We start from the raw sequence: 15392 nt of genomic DNA on the forward strand, positions 1-15392 counted from the left end.
GGCCCCACCCCCGGTCGCGGAACGTGCCGGGCACTAGCCTTCGCCCGTCGCAGATGTCCTTCCCGGCCGTCCGGCCGCAAGCCCTCAGGAGGCCCGTCCGTGCCGCATCCGCTCGACGCCGCCGCGGTACGGGAGTGGAGCGCCCAGGCGCTCGACGCGCTGGGCCGCGCCCGCGAGACCATCGACGCGATCAACGTCTACCCGGTCGCGGACGCCGACACCGGCACCAACCTCTACCTGACCGCGGAGTCCGCCGCCCGGGCCGTCGAGGCCGCCTGCGCGGGGGAACCCACCCCGGCCCAGGCGGTGCGGGCCATGGCGCACGGCGCGCTGATCGGCGCACGCGGCAACTCCGGGACGATCCTGGCGCAGCTGCTGCGCGGCATGGCCGAGGAGATAGCCGAGGCCGAGAACAGCGGAAGCGGCGGGCAGGACGAGAGCGCCGGGGACGACGGGGAACCGCTGCGGCGCGCCCTGGCGCGTGCCGCGACCGCGGCCCGGGCCGCGGTCGCGCACCCGGTGGAGGGCACCGTGCTCACCGTGGCCGCGGCGGCGGCCGGCGCGGCGGCGGACACCGCCGGGGACTGCGCCGCGGTGGCCCGCGCCGCCTGGTCCGCGGCCCGCACGGCCCTGGAGGCCACCCCCGGGCAGCTCCCGGCGCTCTCCCGCGCGGGCGTGGTGGACGCGGGCGGCTACGGCCTGGTCACCGTGCTGGGCGCGCTGGTGGCCGTGCTCTCCGGGGAGCGGCCCGAGGCTCCGTCCGCCGAGCGGACCGGAACGCCCGGCCCGACCCCGCCCGCGGACCCGTCCCCGGATCCGGCCGACGGGGGCTGCGAGGCACCGAAGGAACGGCCCGGCCCGGCCTACGAGGTCGTCTACCTGCTGGAGGCCGGGGACGACGCCGTGGCCGCCCTGCGCACCCGGCTCGACGCGCTGGGAGACTCCCTGGTGGTGGTCGGCGGCGACGGGCTGTGGAACGTCCACGTCCATGTGGACGACGCCGGCGCGGCGGTGGAGGCCGGGATCGAGGCCGGCCGCCCCTTCCGCATCCGGGTCACGCACTTCGGCGTCCAGGGCGGCGACCGGCGCACAGACCGTACGCCCGCGCACGCCCCCGGCCGTGCCGCCCACCGCGCCGTGGTCGCGGTGGTGCCCGGCGACGGACTGGCCGAACTGTGCGCCGCGGCGGGCGCCACCACCGTCACCGCGCGCCCCGGGGAGCCGCCCGCCAGCGGGGAGCTGGCGCAGGCGCTGCTGCGGACGGGAGCACCCGAGGCGGTCCTGCTGCCCAACGACCCCGAACTGCGGCACACCGCCGCCGCGGCCGCCGAACAGGCCCGCGCCAAGGGGCTGAGGGTCGCCATCATCCCCACCCGCTCCCCGGTACAGGGCATCGCCGCGCTCGCCGTGCACGAGCCCGGCCGCCGCTTCGACGAGGACGTCGTCGCCATGACCTCCGCGGCCGGAGCCACCCGGTACGGGGAGCTGTGCGTCGCCGAACGGCAGGCATGGACCACCGCGGGCGTCTGCCAGGCCGGGGACGTCCTCGGCCTGATCGAGGGGGACGTGGCGCTGATCGGCGCGCAGGCGGCGGACGTGGCCGCGGCCGTACTGGACCGGATGCTCTCGGCGGGCGGCGAGCTGGTGACCCTGGTGATCGGCGCGGGCGCGCCCGAAGGCCTGGCCGAGTACCTGGAGGACCATGTGCGCCGCAACCACCTGGCCGTCGACACCCTCGTCCACGAGGGTCGGCAGAGCGGCCCGCTGCTGATCGGCGTGGAGTGAGCGGGGCGGGCGCGGTGAGCGGGGCGGGCGGGTCGCGCGGCCCGCACTGTCGGCGGCGTGGTGTGCAATGGGGGGCGTGCCCGCGTTGGAAGAGAACACGCAAGACCCCCTGACGGAACCGCTGAGAAAGGTGCTCGGCGGCACCACCGCGAAGGTGATGGCCGAGCACCTCGGCCTGCGCACCGTCGGCGACCTGCTGCACCACTACCCGCGGCGGTACGCCGAGCGCGGCGAGCTGACCCGGCTCGCCGACCTGCCGCTGGACGAGCACGTCACCGTCGTCGCCCAGGTCGCCGACTCCCGGGTGCTCACCTTCAACCAGGGCCGCGGCAAGCGCCTGGAGGTCACCCTCACCGACGGCAGCGGCCGCCTCCAGCTGGTCTTCTTCGGCAGGGCCGTCCACCACCACCACAAGGAGCTGCTGCCCGGCCGCCGGGGGATGTTCGCGGGCAAGGTCGGTGTGTTCAACCGGAAGCTCCAGCTCTCCCACCCCGCCTACGAACTGCTGGGCGCCGACAGCGGAGCGGAGGCGGTGGACGCCTTCGCCGGCAGGCTCATGCCGATCTACCCGGCGTGCAAGCAGCTGGAGTCGTGGAAGATCGCCAAGGCCGTCGCCACGGTGGTGGACTCCCTGCTGGCCACCGGCTGGGCGGGCGTCGCCGACCCGCTGCCCGCCGCCCTGCGCGCCGAGCGCGGCCTGCCCACGCTGCCCGAGGCGCTGGAGAAGGTCCACCGGCCGCGCACCAAGGCCGACGTGGAGCTGGCGAGGGCCCGGCTGAAGTGGGACGAGGCGTTCGTCCTCCAGGTCGCCCTGGCCCGCCGCCGCCTGGCCGAGGGCCAGTTGCAGGCCGTGGCGCGCAGGCCGCGCGAGGGCGGGCTGCTGGACGCCTTCGACGCCCGGCTGCCCTTCACCCTCACCGACGGCCAGCGGGCCGTCAGCCGGGAGATCTTCGACGACCTGGCCACCGAGCACCCCATGCACCGCCTCCTCCAGGGCGAGGTCGGCTCCGGCAAGACACTGGTGGCGCTGCGCGCCATGCTCGCGGTGGTGGACGCCGGCGGGCAGGCCGCGATGCTCGCCCCCACCGAGGTGCTGGCCCAGCAGCACCACCGCTCGATCACCGAGATGATGGGCGAACTGGCCCAGGGGGGGATGCTCGGCAGCGCCGAGCACGCCACCAAGGTCGTGCTGCTCACCGGCTCGATGGGGGCCGCCGCCCGCCGCCGGGCCCTGCTCGACCTGGCCACCGGCGAGGCCGGGATCGTCATCGGCACCCACGCCCTGATCGAGGACAAGGTGGGCTTCCACGACCTGGGCCTGGTCGTGGTCGACGAGCAGCACCGCTTCGGCGTCGAGCAGCGCGACGCCCTGCGCTCCAAGGGCAAGCAGCCCCCGCACCTGCTGGTGATGACCGCCACACCCATCCCGCGCACGGTCGCCATGACGGTCTTCGGCGACCTGGAGACCTCCGTGCTGGACCAGCTCCCGGCCGGGCGCTCGCCCATCGCCAGCCACGTCGTACCCGCCGCCGAGAAACCCCACTTCCTCGCCCGCGCCTGGGAGCGGGTGCGCGAGGAGGTGTCGGCCGGACACCAGGCCTACGTGGTCTGCCCGCGCATCGGCGACGAGGAGGAGCCCCCCGGCGCCCGGCGGGGCGGCGGCGGGGACCGCGCGGGCGGCGAGGACGACGGGGGCGCCGACGGCGCGGACGAGCGCCGCCCGCCGCTGGCCGTGCTCGACGTGGCCGGGCAGCTCGCCGAAGGGCCGCTCAAGGGCCTGCGGGTGGCCGCGCTGCACGGCCGGATGCAGCCGGACGCCAAGGACGAGGTGATGCGCCGCTTCGCCGCGGGCGAGCTGGACGTCCTGGTCGCCACGACCGTCATCGAGGTCGGGGTGAACGTGCCGAACGCCACCGTGATGGTGATCATGGACGCGGACCGCTTCGGCGTCTCCCAGCTCCACCAGCTGCGCGGCCGGGTCGGGCGCGGCAGCGCGCCGGGGTTGTGCCTGCTGGTCAGCGAGGCCCCCGAGGGCAGCCCCGCCCGCGCCAGGCTGGGAGCGGTCGCCGCGACGCTGGACGGCTTCGAGCTGTCCCGCATCGACCTGGAGCAGCGCCGGGAGGGCGACGTGCTGGGCCAGGCGCAGTCCGGCACCCGCTCCTCCCTGCGGATGCTCGCCGTCATCGACGACGAGGAGGTCATCGCGGCCGCCCGGGAGAAGGCGACGCGGATCGTCGCCGCCGACCCCGAGCTGGAGCGCCTGCCGGAGCTGCGCGCGGCCCTGGAGGCCCTGCTGGACGCCGAGCGCGAGGAGTACCTGGAGAAGGGCTGACGGGGACGGGCGGGCCCGCCGTCCGTCCGCCGCGCGCCTATCGTGGTGGGGCGGCGGTCCGGCGGACCGCCGCCCCACCAACCCCTGCCCCAGCACCCTGGAGACGGTTAAGCGATGACCCGCGTGATCGCCGGAGCGGCCGGCGGACGACGCCTGGCGGTGCCGCCCGGCCAGGGCACCCGCCCGACCTCCGACCGGGCGCGCGAGGGGCTGTTCTCCACCTGGGAGTCGCTGCTCGGCCCGCTGACGGGCCTGCGGGTGCTCGACCTGTACGGGGGCTCGGGCGCGGTCGGCCTGGAGGCCCTCTCGCGCGGCGCGGCCCACGCCCTGCTGGTCGAGTCCGACGCCCGGGCCGTGCGCACCATCCGCCAGAACGTCCGCGGCCTCGGCCTGCCCGGCGCCGAGGTGCACGCCGGCCGGGCGGAGCAGACGGTACGCGCGCAGGCCCCCGCGAAGCCGTACGACGTGGTGTTCCTCGACCCGCCGTACGCCGTCGGGGACGAGGAGTTGCGCGAGATCCTTCTCACACTCCGTGCCCGGGGGTGGCTCGCGGGCGGCGCCCTCGCCACCGTGGAACGGAGCACCAGGGGCGGCGAATTCCGCTGGCCCGCCGGTTTCGAGGGGCTGCGGTCGCGTCGCTACGGCGAGGGAACGCTCTGGTACGGTCGCGCCGCCGAAGAAGCCGAAGAGGTCACCGACGCGTCATGACCCGTACGGAGAGCGAGGAAACGCCAGTGCGCCGCGCCGTCTGTCCGGGGTCCTTCGACCCCATCACCAACGGACACCTCGACATCATCTCCCGCGCCTCCAGGCTCTACGACGAGGTGTACGTCGCGGTGATGATCAACAAGTCCAAGCAGGGCCTCTTCGCCGTCGAGGAGCGCATCGACCTGATCCACCAGGTCACCGCCGAGTACGGCAACGTGCGCGTGGAGGCCTTCCACGGACTGCTGGTGGACTTCTGCAAGCAGCGCGACATCCCGGCCATCGTCAAGGGCCTGCGGGCGGTCAGCGACTTCGACTACGAGCTGCAGATGGCCCAGATGAACAACGGGCTGTCCGGGGTGGAGACGCTGTTCGTGCCCACCAACCCGACCTACAGCTTCCTCTCCTCCAGCCTGGTCAAGGAGGTCGCGGCCTGGGGCGGCGACGTCTCCCACCTGGTGCCGCCACAGGTGCTCCAGGCCCTGCGCGAGCGGCTGTCCCACCCCTGACGCATCCGGCCGCCCCGCCGCCCGGCCGGTTCCGGGGAGCGGACGGGTCCGGGCCGGACCGGTTCCCGCATCCGCTGTCGCACCGGCGGCCGCTGCCCGTACAGTCGCTCCCGTGGACGTACAGCAGAAACTCGACGACATCGTCGCGGCGGTCGAAGGCGCCCGCTCCATGCCCATGTCGGCCTCCTGCGTGGTCAACCGCGCGGAGCTGCTGGGGATGCTGGAGGAGGTGCGGCAGGCGCTGCCGGGCTCGCTCGCCCAGGCCCAGGAGCTGATCGGCGACCGGGAGCAGATGATCGCCGAGGCCCGGCAGGAGGCCCAGCGGATCATCGACTCCGCGCAGGCCGAACGCGGCTCGCTGGTCTCCGGCACCGAGATCGCCCGCCGTGCGCAGGAGGAGGCCGACCGCATCCTCGCCCAGGCGCGTCAGGAGGCCGAGGGGATCCGGGCCGAGGCCGACGACTACGTCGACAGCAAGCTCGCCAACTTCGAGGTCGTCCTCAGCAAGACCATAGGCTCGGTCGACCGCGGACGGGAGAAGCTGCTGGGCCGGGGCCCGGGCGCCGACCCCTACGGCGAAGAGGGCGGCGAGGACATCCCGGAGCGCTCCGCCGACCCCGCCGAGCTGCGGGGGCGCGCCGACGCCTATGTGGAGGCACAGTTCCGGGCCTTCGAGGCGGTGCTGTCCAAGACCCTGGAGGCGGTCGGGCGCGGCCGGCAGAAGCTCACCGGCCACCGGCCCATCGACGAGCTGGGCGCCCACCTGGCAGCCCAGGACGAGCACGGGCAGCAGAGCGACGCCGACTACCTCGCGGACCTCGCCGCCGTCTCCCACGAGCCGCAGCAGCCGCAGCCGCAGTCGCCCCGGCAGGCGCCGCAGGCCCCCGCGCAGGCGCCGCAGCAGCCCGCGTACGAGCCGCAGCAGCCGCAGCAGGATCCGTACGCCTATCAGCAGGGCGGTTACGGCTATCCGCAGGAGGGCTACTCGCAGGAGTACGGGCAGCCGCAGCAGGATCCGTACGCCTATCGGCAGCAGTCCCCGCCGCAGCCCGCCTACCAGCCGCAACAGGCGCAGCAGGGCGGTTACGGCTATCCGCAGGAGGGCTACTCGCAGGAGTACGGGCAGCCGCAGCAGGATCCGTACGCCTATCAGCAGCAGTCCCCGCCGCAGCCCGCCTACCAGCCGCAGCAGGTACAGCAGCCCGCGGCGCTCGACGAGACCAGCTTCTTCGACACCAGCATGATCGACATGGAGCAGCTGCGGCAGTACGAGCAGGGCCGCTAGGGCGTGTTCCGAAAGTCCCGTCCGCGGGCGGCGCCGTGCACGCTCCCCCGGTCTCCGGCCGGGGGAGCCCCCACGCCGCGCTGGCGGGCCCCGGCGCGGCACGCTGCGCTCCCGGCCCTCCGCCTCGCCGTCGCACGCACCTGACGCCGCCCCGCGCGCCCTGCGGGCGTACGACGCCGCCTTCGAAACACGCCCCGGCCCCGTCGCCCGGCGCTCCGGCGGGACGCCGGACCGGTGTCCGGTCGGCCCGGATTGGGCCCGGGGCGGCCGGTCCAGTATCCTGGCCATTCGGTCGTGGTCCGCCCGCGACGTTCGGCTGCCCAGAACGCAGGAATCGGAGTCAGCCGGTGTCAGACCGCAGAAAGCAGGAAGCCCTGAACGCCCCCCTCGACCCCCGTTCCCCCCTCGTGCTGGACACGCGCGAGCTGGGGCGCCGTCCGGGTGCGCTCAAGGAGTTCTCCCGGACGGTCCCGGCTCCCGGGGATCTCGGCATCGAGGTCATCGGGGTGCCGGAGGGCTCGCCCATGGAGCTCGACCTCCGCCTGGAGTCGGTCATGGAAGGGGTGCTCGTCACGGGCACCGCCCGTGCGCGACTGAAGGGGGAGTGCGTAAGGTGTCTGGAGCCGCTGGAGCAGGAATGCGAGGCGGACTTCCAGGAGATGTTCTCCTACCCCGACGCCGACGACCGGAGCCGCTTCGCGGACACCGGCGACGACGCCGAGGACGAGGAGACGTTCCAACTCGAGGGCGACCTGCTCGACCTCGAGCCCGTGCTGCGCGACGCGGTGGTGCTGTCACTGCCGCTGCAGCCGGTGTGCCAGGAGGACTGCCCCGGACTCTGCCCCCGCTGCGGGGCGAGACTCGCGGACGACCCCGGGCACGACCACAACGAGGCCGTCGACATCCGGTGGGCGGCTCTCGAAGGACTCGCCGGCTCCATGCGGGACGGCGAGAAGGACGAAGACAACGCACCCCGCACTGCCGGGGACGATCCACAGGAGAAATAGCCGTGGCTGTTCCGAAGCGGAAGATGTCGCGCAGCAACACGCGCCACCGCCGGTCGCAGTGGAAGGCTGCGGTCCCGACCCTGGTGAAGTGCGAGCGCTGCCAGGAGCCCCGTCAGCAGCACATCGCCTGCCCGAACTGCGGCACCTACAACCGCCGCCAGGTCCTCGAGGTCTGATCGGCTGGTGACGGGCTCCATGTCAGACGCCACTACGCCCGGAGACCTCCCCCGCAACGACGGGGGTGAGACGGCGCAGAGGGCGGGTCTGGTGGACGCGGCATCGTCCCACACGCTTCTGGAAGGGCGGCTCGGGTACCAGCTCGAGTCCGCCCTTCTGACGCGTGCACTGACGCACCGCAGCTACGCGTACGAGAACGGCGGCCTGCCCACCAACGAGCGCCTGGAGTTCCTGGGGGACTCCGTGCTGGGCCTGGTGGTCACCGACACCCTCTACCGCACCCATCCCGACCTGCCCGAGGGGCAGCTCGCCAAGCTGCGCGCGGCGGTGGTCAACTCCCGCGCGCTGGCCGGGGTCGCCCGCGGTCTCGATCTGGGCGCCTTCATCCGGCTCGGCCGGGGCGAGGAGGGCACCGGCGGCCGGGACAAGGCGTCGATCCTCGCCGACACCCTGGAGGCCGTGATCGGCGCGGTCTACCTCGACCGGGGGCTGGAGGCGGCCAGCGAGCTGGTGCACCGGCTCTTCGACCCCCTGATCGAGGAGTCCTCCAACCTCGGTGCCGGGCTGGACTGGAAGACCAGCCTCCAGGAACTGACCGCGGCCGAAGGGCTGGGGGTTCCGGAGTACCTGGTCACCGAGACCGGCCCCGACCACGAGAAGACCTTCACGGCTGCCGCCCGCGTCGGTGGTGTCGCGTACGGCACCGGCACCGGCCGCAGCAAGAAGGAGGCCGAGCAGCAGGCGGCGGAGGCCGCCTGGCGTGCCATCCGGGCCGCCGCCGACCAGCGGGAGGGCCCAAGGGCCGAGAAGGTCTCCTGACCGGTCCGGATCCCACCCCGCCGCGCCTTACGCCCACCCGCCCGGAATCCGGACGGGTGGGCGCGTCGTTCCACCAGTGACCCACACCGCCTCCCGCCGGCGCGGGATTTCCACCGATGAGGAGCCGTCATTGCCAGAGCTGCCCGAGGTCGAGGTCGTCCGGCGCGGACTCGAGCGCTGGGTGGGCGGCCGCACCGTCGCCGGGGCCGAGGTGCTTCACCCCCGGGCGATCCGCCGCCACCTCGCCGGGGCGGAGGACTTCACCGGCCGGCTGCGCGGGGCGCGTATCGGCGCTCCCCGGCGCCGCGGCAAGTACCTGTGGCTGCCGCTTCAGGACACCGGCCAGTGCGTCCTGGCCCACCTCGGCATGAGCGGGCAGCTGCTCGTCCAGCCCCGGGACGCCCCCGACGAGAAGCACCTGCGCGTCCGCGTCCGCTTCGCCGACGACGCGGGCACCGAGCTGCGCTTCGTCGACCAGCGCACCTTCGGCGGACTGTCGCTGCACGCCACCACGGGAGACGGCCTGCCCGACGTCATAGCCCACATCGCCCGCGACCCGCTGGACCCGGCCTTCGACGAAGAGGCCTTCCACACCGCCCTGCGCCGCCGGCGCAGCACGCTCAAGCGGGCACTGCTCGACCAGTCCCTGATCAGCGGGGTCGGCAACATATACGCGGACGAGGCACTGTGGCGCTCCCGGCTGCACTACGACCGCCCCACCGCCACCCTCACCCGCCCGCGTACCGCCGAACTCCTCGGCCATGTCCGCGATGTGATGAACGCGGCCCTCGCCGTCGGCGGCACCAGCTTCGACAGCCTCTACGTCAACGTCAACGGGGAGTCGGGCTACTTCGAACGCTCCCTGGACGCCTACGGCCGGGAGGGCCTGCCCTGCCGCCGATGCGCCGCGCCGATGCGCCGCAGCCCCTGGATGAACCGCTCCAGTTACTTCTGCCCGCGCTGCCAGCGCCCGCCCCGTCCGGCGCGCTGAGCACCGCCCGCCGCCCGGACGGGGTGGCGGGCGTCCGGCGGGAAACCGCTCAGAAGCCGAAGTTCTGCGTCCACCAGGGGCCGCCCTCGGCGAAGTGCGCGCCCACACCCAGGGTCCGGTAGTCGCAGTTGAGGATGTTGGCGCGGTGGCCGGGGCTGTCCATCCAGGCGTCCATCACCGCCTGTGCGTCGGCCTGGCCGCGGGCTATGTTCTCGCCGCCGAGGTTGTCGATGCCCGCCGCCTCGGCGCGGTCCCAGGGGGTGTCGCCGTCGGGGCCGGTGTGGGAGAAGAACCCCCGGGTGGCCATGTCCTGGCTGAAGTCCTCGGCCAGTTGGGCCAGTTCGGGGTCGGCGGTGACCGGCTGGCAGCCGGCCTCGGCCCGTTCCAGGTTGACCAGTCTCAGCACCTCCGCCTCGGCGGCCGTCTCCTCGTCGAGGGAGGGGAGGCCGGGCGCGGTGGGCTTTCGGGAGGAGGCGGAGGGCTCGCCGGGGCTTTCGGACTCGCGGACGGCGTCGCCGCCCGCGCCGCCCTCCCCGGCGGGGGGTGTACTGCCGCGTGACGGGGTGGGCTCGGCCGCGGCCGGCTTCTTCGACGGCGTGGCTTCCGGCTTCTCCGGCTTCCGGTCGCGCGAGGGCCCGGCGCCGGGGGAGGCGGTGCGGCCGTCGCCGAGGCCCGCGGCGGGATCCTCTCCGCGGTCGTCCGGGGCCGGTGTCGCCGCGCCCTGGGTCCGCAGTTCCCGCAGATCGTCCGGGGCCACGCCGGAGGGGGAGGCGAACCCGCCGACGGTGTAGTCGCCGTTCGGGCCGGGCAGCAGTCCCGAGGCCACCGCCACGGCACCCATCGCCATGGCGGCCGAGGCTCCGAGGAGGCCGGTGCGGACGGGGGCGGCGCCCCGCTTGCGGTGCGGACCGCGGTGGCGTCCGCCCGCCGCGCGGCGGGCGGAGGTGACGGGGGCCGGTGCTGGAACCGGTTCGGCGCGGCGGTGGCGTCCCATCTGCTGCAGTCCTCACGTGATCGGCGTCACTTATGTCACTCGAAAGAGTGAGTCCCGTTGCGGCGTGACTGTACGGCATCCCTGAGAGGCGCAGGAGCGGATGGCGGAAACGCGGGAGGGGCGGCGGGCGGGGCGCACGGGAGCGGCGCGGGTCCGGATAGCGTGCGCCCATGAGTACGAACACGGAGGGCGCCGGCGCGGGCGCGGCCGGGGAGACCGTGCGGATGACGGCCTGGGTGCGCGGACGGGTGCAGGGGGTCGGTTTCCGCTGGTTCACCCGGGCCAACGCGCTGCGGATCGGTGACCTGGAGGGCTTCGCGCTCAATCTCGGCGACGGCCGGGTCCAGGTGGTCGCCGAAGGGCCGCGCGATCGCTGCGAACTGCTGCTGGAATGGCTCCGAACGGGTGATACGCCGGGCCGGGTCGAAGGGGTGACCGAGATCTGGGGTCCGCCGCGCGGTGGCTACGAGGGCTTCGCGATCCGATGATCCAAAGTGGTTGCCTTTCCCCGCGTGACGTGCAAGGCTGCGGCCAGCGTCGCCCCTGTGGAACCCCGCGAGCCCTCCGGCAGATTGAGTGCCGTCGAGTCAAGGCCGCCGGGGCTCGTGGCGTGATCGTGTTGACCGTCAAAACTTTTGGTGAGACTCTGGAAGCCCCGCGCACCGCAGCTGTTCTGCCTTGGGAATGAAGGCCGAACGGCAACCGCGGGTGCGAATCCCTCACGACCCACCACCGTTCCGGTCGGTCACTCAGTGTGGAGGACCATCCATCATGGCAAAGGCGCTTCTCGGTTACGTCGGCGGTTCCGACCCCCGAGTCCTCGCCGAGATGCGACGGCTGCAGCAGCGTGTTCAGGACCTGGAATCCGAGCTGGTACGGATCCAGGCGGAGAACGACGCGCTGTCGGCCGCCGCTGCACGGCACGGCGACTCGTTGCTGGAGAGCATCGACGTATCGAAGGCGGAGCCTGCGCTCACCTGACCTCCCGGTCCGGGGAACGCAGCGCCAAGCCGCTGGAGAAAACTGCAAGGGACGCTTCGGCGTCCCTTCGTCGTTTCCGGCCGGAGCCGTGGCGCTTACCGTGTGATGTGCCCCACCCGTTCAGCGGCGAAACTCGCCTCGGCCGTGAAACGGGCACCTGGGAGTAAAGTCCGGGTACGTGCACCTCAAGAGCCTGACCCTGCGCGGGTTCAAGTCCTTCGCCTCGGCCACGACACTGCGCTTCGAGCCGGGCATCACCTGCGTGGTGGGTCCCAACGGCTCCGGCAAGTCCAACGTCGTGGACGCCCTGTCGTGGGTGATGGGCGAGCAGGGCGCCAAGTCGCTGCGCGGCGGCAAGATGGAGGACGTCATCTTCGCGGGGACGGCGGGCCCTTCCGGCCGCCCCCCGCTCGGCCGGGCCGAGGTCTCCCTGACCATCGACAACTCCGACGGCGCCCTGCCCATCGAGTACACCGAGGTCACCATCACGCGGATCATGTTCCGCAACGGCGGCAGCGAGTACCAGATCAACGGCGACACCTGCAGGCTGCTGGACATCCAGGAGCTGCTGTCGGACTCCGGCATCGGCCGTGAGATGCACGTCATCGTCGGCCAGGGACAGCTCGACTCCGTCCTGCACGCGGACCCGGCCGGCCGCCGGGCCTTCATCGAGGAGGCCGCCGGCGTTCTCAAGCACCGCAGGCGCAAGGAGAAGGCGCTGCGGAAGCTGGACGCGATGCAGGCCAACCTCGCCCGCGTCCAGGACCTCACCGACGAACTGCGCCGCCAGCTCAAGCCGCTGGGGCGGCAGGCGGCCGTCGCCCGCCGGGCCGCGGTGATCCAGGCGGATCTGCGCGACGCCCGGCTGCGGCTGCTGGCCGACGACCTGGTGGCCCTGCGCGCGGCGCTGAAGGCCGAACTCGCCGACGAGGCCGCGCTCAAGGAGCGCAAGGAGTCGGTGGAGGCCGCGCTCGGGGAGGTACTGCGACGGGAGGCCGCGCTGGAGCAGCAGGTCAGGGAGCTGTCCCCGCGGCTGGAGCAGGCACAGCAGACCTGGTACGAGCTGTCGCAGCTCGCCGAGCGGGTGCGCGGCACCGTGAGCCTGGCCGACGCCCGGGTCCGCAGTGCGTCCGCCGAGCCCGTCGAGGAGCGCCGGGGGCGCGATCCGGAGGACATGGAGCGCGAGGCGGCCCGGGTCCGCGAACAGGAGGCGGAGCTGACGGCCGCGCTGGAGGCGGCGAGCCGGGCGCTGGAGGACACCGTCGCCCACCGCGCGGAGTTGGAGCGAGCCCTGGCGGACGAGGAGCGGCGGCTGAAGGACGCCGCCCGCGCCATCGCCGACCGCCGCGAGGGGCTGGCCCGGCTGCACGGCCAGGTCACCGCAGCCCGCGGCCGGGCCGCCTCCGCGCAGGCCGAGATCGACCGGCTGGCCACCGCCCGGGACGAGGCGGCCGAGCGCGCGGCGGCGGCCCAGGAGGAGTACGAGGCGCTGCGGGCCGAGGTGGACGGGCTGGACGCGGACGACGCCGAGCTGGCCGAGGGCCACGAGGCGGCCGGACGGGAGCTGGCCGAGGCCGAGGCGGAGCTGAGCGCGGCCCGGGAGGCGCTGTCGGCCGCCGAGCGGGAACGCGCGGCGACCGCCGCCCGCCGTGACGCGCTGGCCCTGGGACTGCGCCGCAAGGACGGCACCGGCGCCCTGCTCGGCACCGGCGGGGAACTCACCGGGCTGCTCGGCCCGGCCGCCGAACTCCTCACCGTCACACCCGGTTTCGAGGTGCCCGTCGCCGCCGCTCTCGGCCCGGCCGCGGACGCCGTGGCCGTGGACGGCCCGGCCGCGGCCGCCGAGGCCCTGCGACTGCTGCGCGGACAGGACGCAGGCCGTGCGGCGCTGCTGCTCGGTGGCGCGCCCTCACAGGAGGCCCCCGGGGACCTGGACGTACCCGGTGCGCGGTGGGCCGCGGAGCTGGTGTCGGGGCCGGACGCCCTGCTGCCCGCCGTGCGGCGGCTGCTGCGCGGCGTGGTGGTGGTCGAGGCGCTCCGGGACGCGGTGGAGCTGGTGACCGCCCGACCTGAGCTGACCGCCGTCACCGCCGAGGGCGATCTGCTCGGCGCCCACTTCGCGCAGGGCGGTTCCGCAGGGGCGCCGTCGCTGCTGGAGGTGCAGGCTTCGGTGGACGAGGCCGCCGCGGAGCTGGCCGAGCTGGACGGCCGCTGCGAGGCGCTGGCCGAGGAGCGGGAGAGGGCCCTGGAGCGGCGACGCGGGTGCGCCGCCCGGGTCGAGGAGCTGGGGGCGCGGCGCAGCGCGGCCGACAGGGAGAGGTCGCAGGTCGCGGGCCGTCTCGGGCGGCTGGGCGGACAGGCGCGGGCCGCGGCGGGGGAGGCCGAGCGAGCGGCGGTGGCCGTGGCCAGGGCCGAGGAGGCGCTGGCGCGGGCCCGCGAGGAGGCGGAGGAACTGGCCGGGCGGCTGGCGGCGGCCGAGGAGCAGCCGGGCGAGGAGGAGCCGGACACCTCGGTGCGCGACCGGCTGGCGGCCGACGGCGCCAACGCCCGGCAGACGGAGATGGAGGCCCGTCTCCAGGCGCGCACCCACGAGGAGAGGGTCAAGGGGCTCGCCGGACGAGCGGACTCCCTGGACCGGGCGGCGCGTGCCGAACGGGAGGCGCGGGCGCGCGCGGAGCGCCGACGCGCCCGGCTGCGGCACGAGCGGGAGGTGGCCTCGGCCGTCGCCTCCGGCGCCCGGCAGTTGCTGGCGCACGTGGAGGTGTCGCTGGCGCGGGCCGGGGAGGAGCGGGAGGCCGCCCGCGGCGCCAAGGCCGAGCGGGAACGAGAGCTGGCCGCCGAGCGCGACCGGGGCCGGCAGCTGAAGGAGGAGCTGGACAAGCTCACCGACTCCGTGCACCGCGGCGAGGTGATGGGTGCCGAGAAGAGGCTGCGGATCGAGCAGCTGGAGGCCCGCTCCCTGGAGGAGCTGGGCGTGGAGCCGGCCGTACTGGTCCGCGAGTACGGCCCCGACCAGCCGGTGCCGCCGTCGCCGCCGGCCGAGGGGGAGGAGCTGCCCGAGGATCCCGGTCACCCGCGCAACCGCCCGGTCCCCTTCGTCCGCGCCGAGCAGGAGAAGCGGCTGCAGGCGGCCGAGCGGGCGTACCGGCAGCTGGGCAAGGTGAACCCGCTGGCGCTGGAGGAGTTCGCGGCCCTGGAGGAGCGGCACCGCTTCCTCAGCGAGCAGCTGGAGGACCTGAAGAAGACCCGCGCGGACCTGCTGCAGGTGGTCAGGGAGGTCGACGAGCGGGTCGAGCAGGTCTTCACCGAGGCGTACCGCGACACCGCCCGGGAGTTCGAGGGCGTCTTCTCCCGGCTGTTCCCCGGCGGTGAGGGGCGGCTGGTCCTCACCGACCCGGAGAACATGCTCACCACGGGGGTGGACGTCGAGGCCCGGCCGCCGGGGAAGAAGGTCAAGCGGCTGTCGCTGCTGTCGGGAGGCGAACGTTCGCTGACGGCCGTGGCGCTGCTGGTGTCGATCTTCAAAGCCCGGCCCAGCCCGTTCTACGTCATGGACGAGGTCGAGGCCGCGCTGGACGACACCAACCTCCAGCGGCTGATCGGGATCATGAGGGAGCTCCAGGAGAGTTCCCAGCTCATCGTGATCACCCACCAGAAGCGGACCATGGAGGTCGCCGACGCCCTCTACGGCGTCTCGATGCAGGGCGACGGGGTGTCCAAGGTCATCAGCCAGCGGCTCCGCTGAGCTTTCCCGGTGAGGGGCGGGATACCTCTGGCCCTTCACTCCTGCTTCACTTCTCGAACGGG

Annotated in this window: 13 protein-coding genes; 12 read left to right on the forward strand and 1 reads right to left on the reverse strand. The window is 74.2% G+C overall.

All coding sequences use genetic code 11. The annotated features are described in order from the left end of the window. Positions 1–99: 99 nt before the first annotated feature. From L7D48_RS05325 to mutM, 9 genes are all read left to right on the forward strand, one after another. Positions 100–1785, forward strand: a complete 1686-nt coding sequence (locus tag L7D48_RS05325) for a DAK2 domain-containing protein (protein WP_237877715.1) — start codon at positions 100–102, stop codon at positions 1783–1785. Between the two features lie 67 nt (positions 1786–1852). Beyond that, positions 1853–4117 (forward strand): ATP-dependent DNA helicase RecG, encoded by a 2265-nt coding sequence (gene recG / locus L7D48_RS05330; protein WP_237877716.1) that lies wholly within the window; start codon positions 1853–1855, stop codon positions 4115–4117. 114 nt (positions 4118–4231) lie between these two features. Continuing rightward, a complete protein-coding gene (gene rsmD / locus L7D48_RS05335) occupies positions 4232–4825 on the forward strand; it encodes a 16S rRNA (guanine(966)-N(2))-methyltransferase RsmD (protein ID WP_237877717.1) in 594 nt (197 codons plus the stop codon). Between the two features lie 26 nt (positions 4826–4851). Beyond that, on the forward strand, positions 4852–5331 hold the full coding sequence (gene coaD / locus L7D48_RS05340; RefSeq protein WP_206349112.1) for a pantetheine-phosphate adenylyltransferase: 480 nt from the start codon (positions 4852–4854) through the stop codon (positions 5329–5331). 112 nt (positions 5332–5443) lie between these two features. Continuing rightward, a complete protein-coding gene (locus L7D48_RS05345) occupies positions 5444–6616 on the forward strand; it encodes a cell division initiation protein (RefSeq protein ID WP_237877718.1) in 1173 nt (390 codons plus the stop codon). Positions 6617–6963: 347 nt separating this feature from the next. Continuing rightward, positions 6964–7623 (forward strand): DUF177 domain-containing protein, encoded by a 660-nt coding sequence (locus tag L7D48_RS05350; RefSeq protein WP_101254524.1) that lies wholly within the window; start codon positions 6964–6966, stop codon positions 7621–7623. Between the two features lie 2 nt (positions 7624–7625). Beyond that, positions 7626–7799, forward strand: coding sequence for a 50S ribosomal protein L32 (rpmF, locus tag L7D48_RS05355; protein ID WP_031508259.1), 174 nt, complete (start codon positions 7626–7628; stop codon positions 7797–7799). Between the two features lie 19 nt (positions 7800–7818). Beyond that, positions 7819–8619, forward strand: a complete 801-nt coding sequence (gene rnc / locus L7D48_RS05360; protein ID WP_237877719.1) for a ribonuclease III — start codon at positions 7819–7821, stop codon at positions 8617–8619. A gap of 130 nt (positions 8620–8749) precedes the next feature. Further along, on the forward strand, positions 8750–9610 hold the full coding sequence (gene mutM, locus L7D48_RS05365; protein WP_237877720.1) for a bifunctional DNA-formamidopyrimidine glycosylase/DNA-(apurinic or apyrimidinic site) lyase: 861 nt from the start codon (positions 8750–8752) through the stop codon (positions 9608–9610). 49 nt (positions 9611–9659) lie between these two features. On the opposite strand, the gene L7D48_RS05370 is transcribed toward mutM, so the two are convergent. After that, positions 9660–10604, reverse strand: a complete 945-nt coding sequence (locus L7D48_RS05370; protein ID WP_237877721.1) for a CAP domain-containing protein — start codon at positions 10602–10604, stop codon at positions 9660–9662. A gap of 170 nt (positions 10605–10774) precedes the next feature. On the opposite strand from L7D48_RS05370, the gene L7D48_RS05375 reads away from it, so the two are divergent. From L7D48_RS05375 to smc, 3 genes are all read left to right on the forward strand, one after another. Next, entirely contained in the window at positions 10775–11092 is a 318-nt protein-coding gene (locus L7D48_RS05375; RefSeq protein ID WP_237877722.1) for an acylphosphatase, read from the forward strand. Between the two features lie 283 nt (positions 11093–11375). Beyond that, the gene (locus tag L7D48_RS05380) at positions 11376–11585 is read left to right on the forward strand and encodes a hypothetical protein (protein WP_093662111.1); all 210 of its coding nucleotides are present in this window, start codon (positions 11376–11378) and stop codon (positions 11583–11585) included. 178 nt (positions 11586–11763) lie between these two features. After that, positions 11764–15330: a chromosome segregation protein SMC gene (gene smc, locus L7D48_RS05385; protein ID WP_237877723.1), complete on the forward strand. Its 3567-nt coding sequence runs from the start codon at positions 11764–11766 to the stop codon at positions 15328–15330. Positions 15331–15392 lie beyond the last annotated feature (62 nt).

Source organism: Streptomyces sp. ICN903 (assembly GCF_022015835.1).
GTDB lineage: Bacteria > Actinomycetota > Actinomycetes > Streptomycetales > Streptomycetaceae > Streptomyces > Streptomyces fenghuangensis.

Coding starts and splice junctions, on each gene's coding strand:
- recG (WP_237877716.1), top strand. CDS start 1,853: ATGGGGGGCGTGCCCGCGTTGGAAGAGAACACGCAAGACCCCCTGACG.
- rsmD (WP_237877717.1), top strand. CDS start 4,232: ATGACCCGCGTGATCGCCGGAGCGGCCGGCGGACGACGCCTGGCGGTG.
- rnc (WP_237877719.1), top strand. CDS start 7,819: ATGTCAGACGCCACTACGCCCGGAGACCTCCCCCGCAACGACGGGGGT.
- L7D48_RS05370 (WP_237877721.1), bottom strand. CDS start 10,604: ATGGGACGCCACCGCCGCGCCGAACCGGTTCCAGCACCGGCCCCCGTC.
- L7D48_RS05375 (WP_237877722.1), top strand. CDS start 10,775: ATGAGTACGAACACGGAGGGCGCCGGCGCGGGCGCGGCCGGGGAGACC.
- L7D48_RS05380 (WP_093662111.1), top strand. CDS start 11,376: ATGGCAAAGGCGCTTCTCGGTTACGTCGGCGGTTCCGACCCCCGAGTC.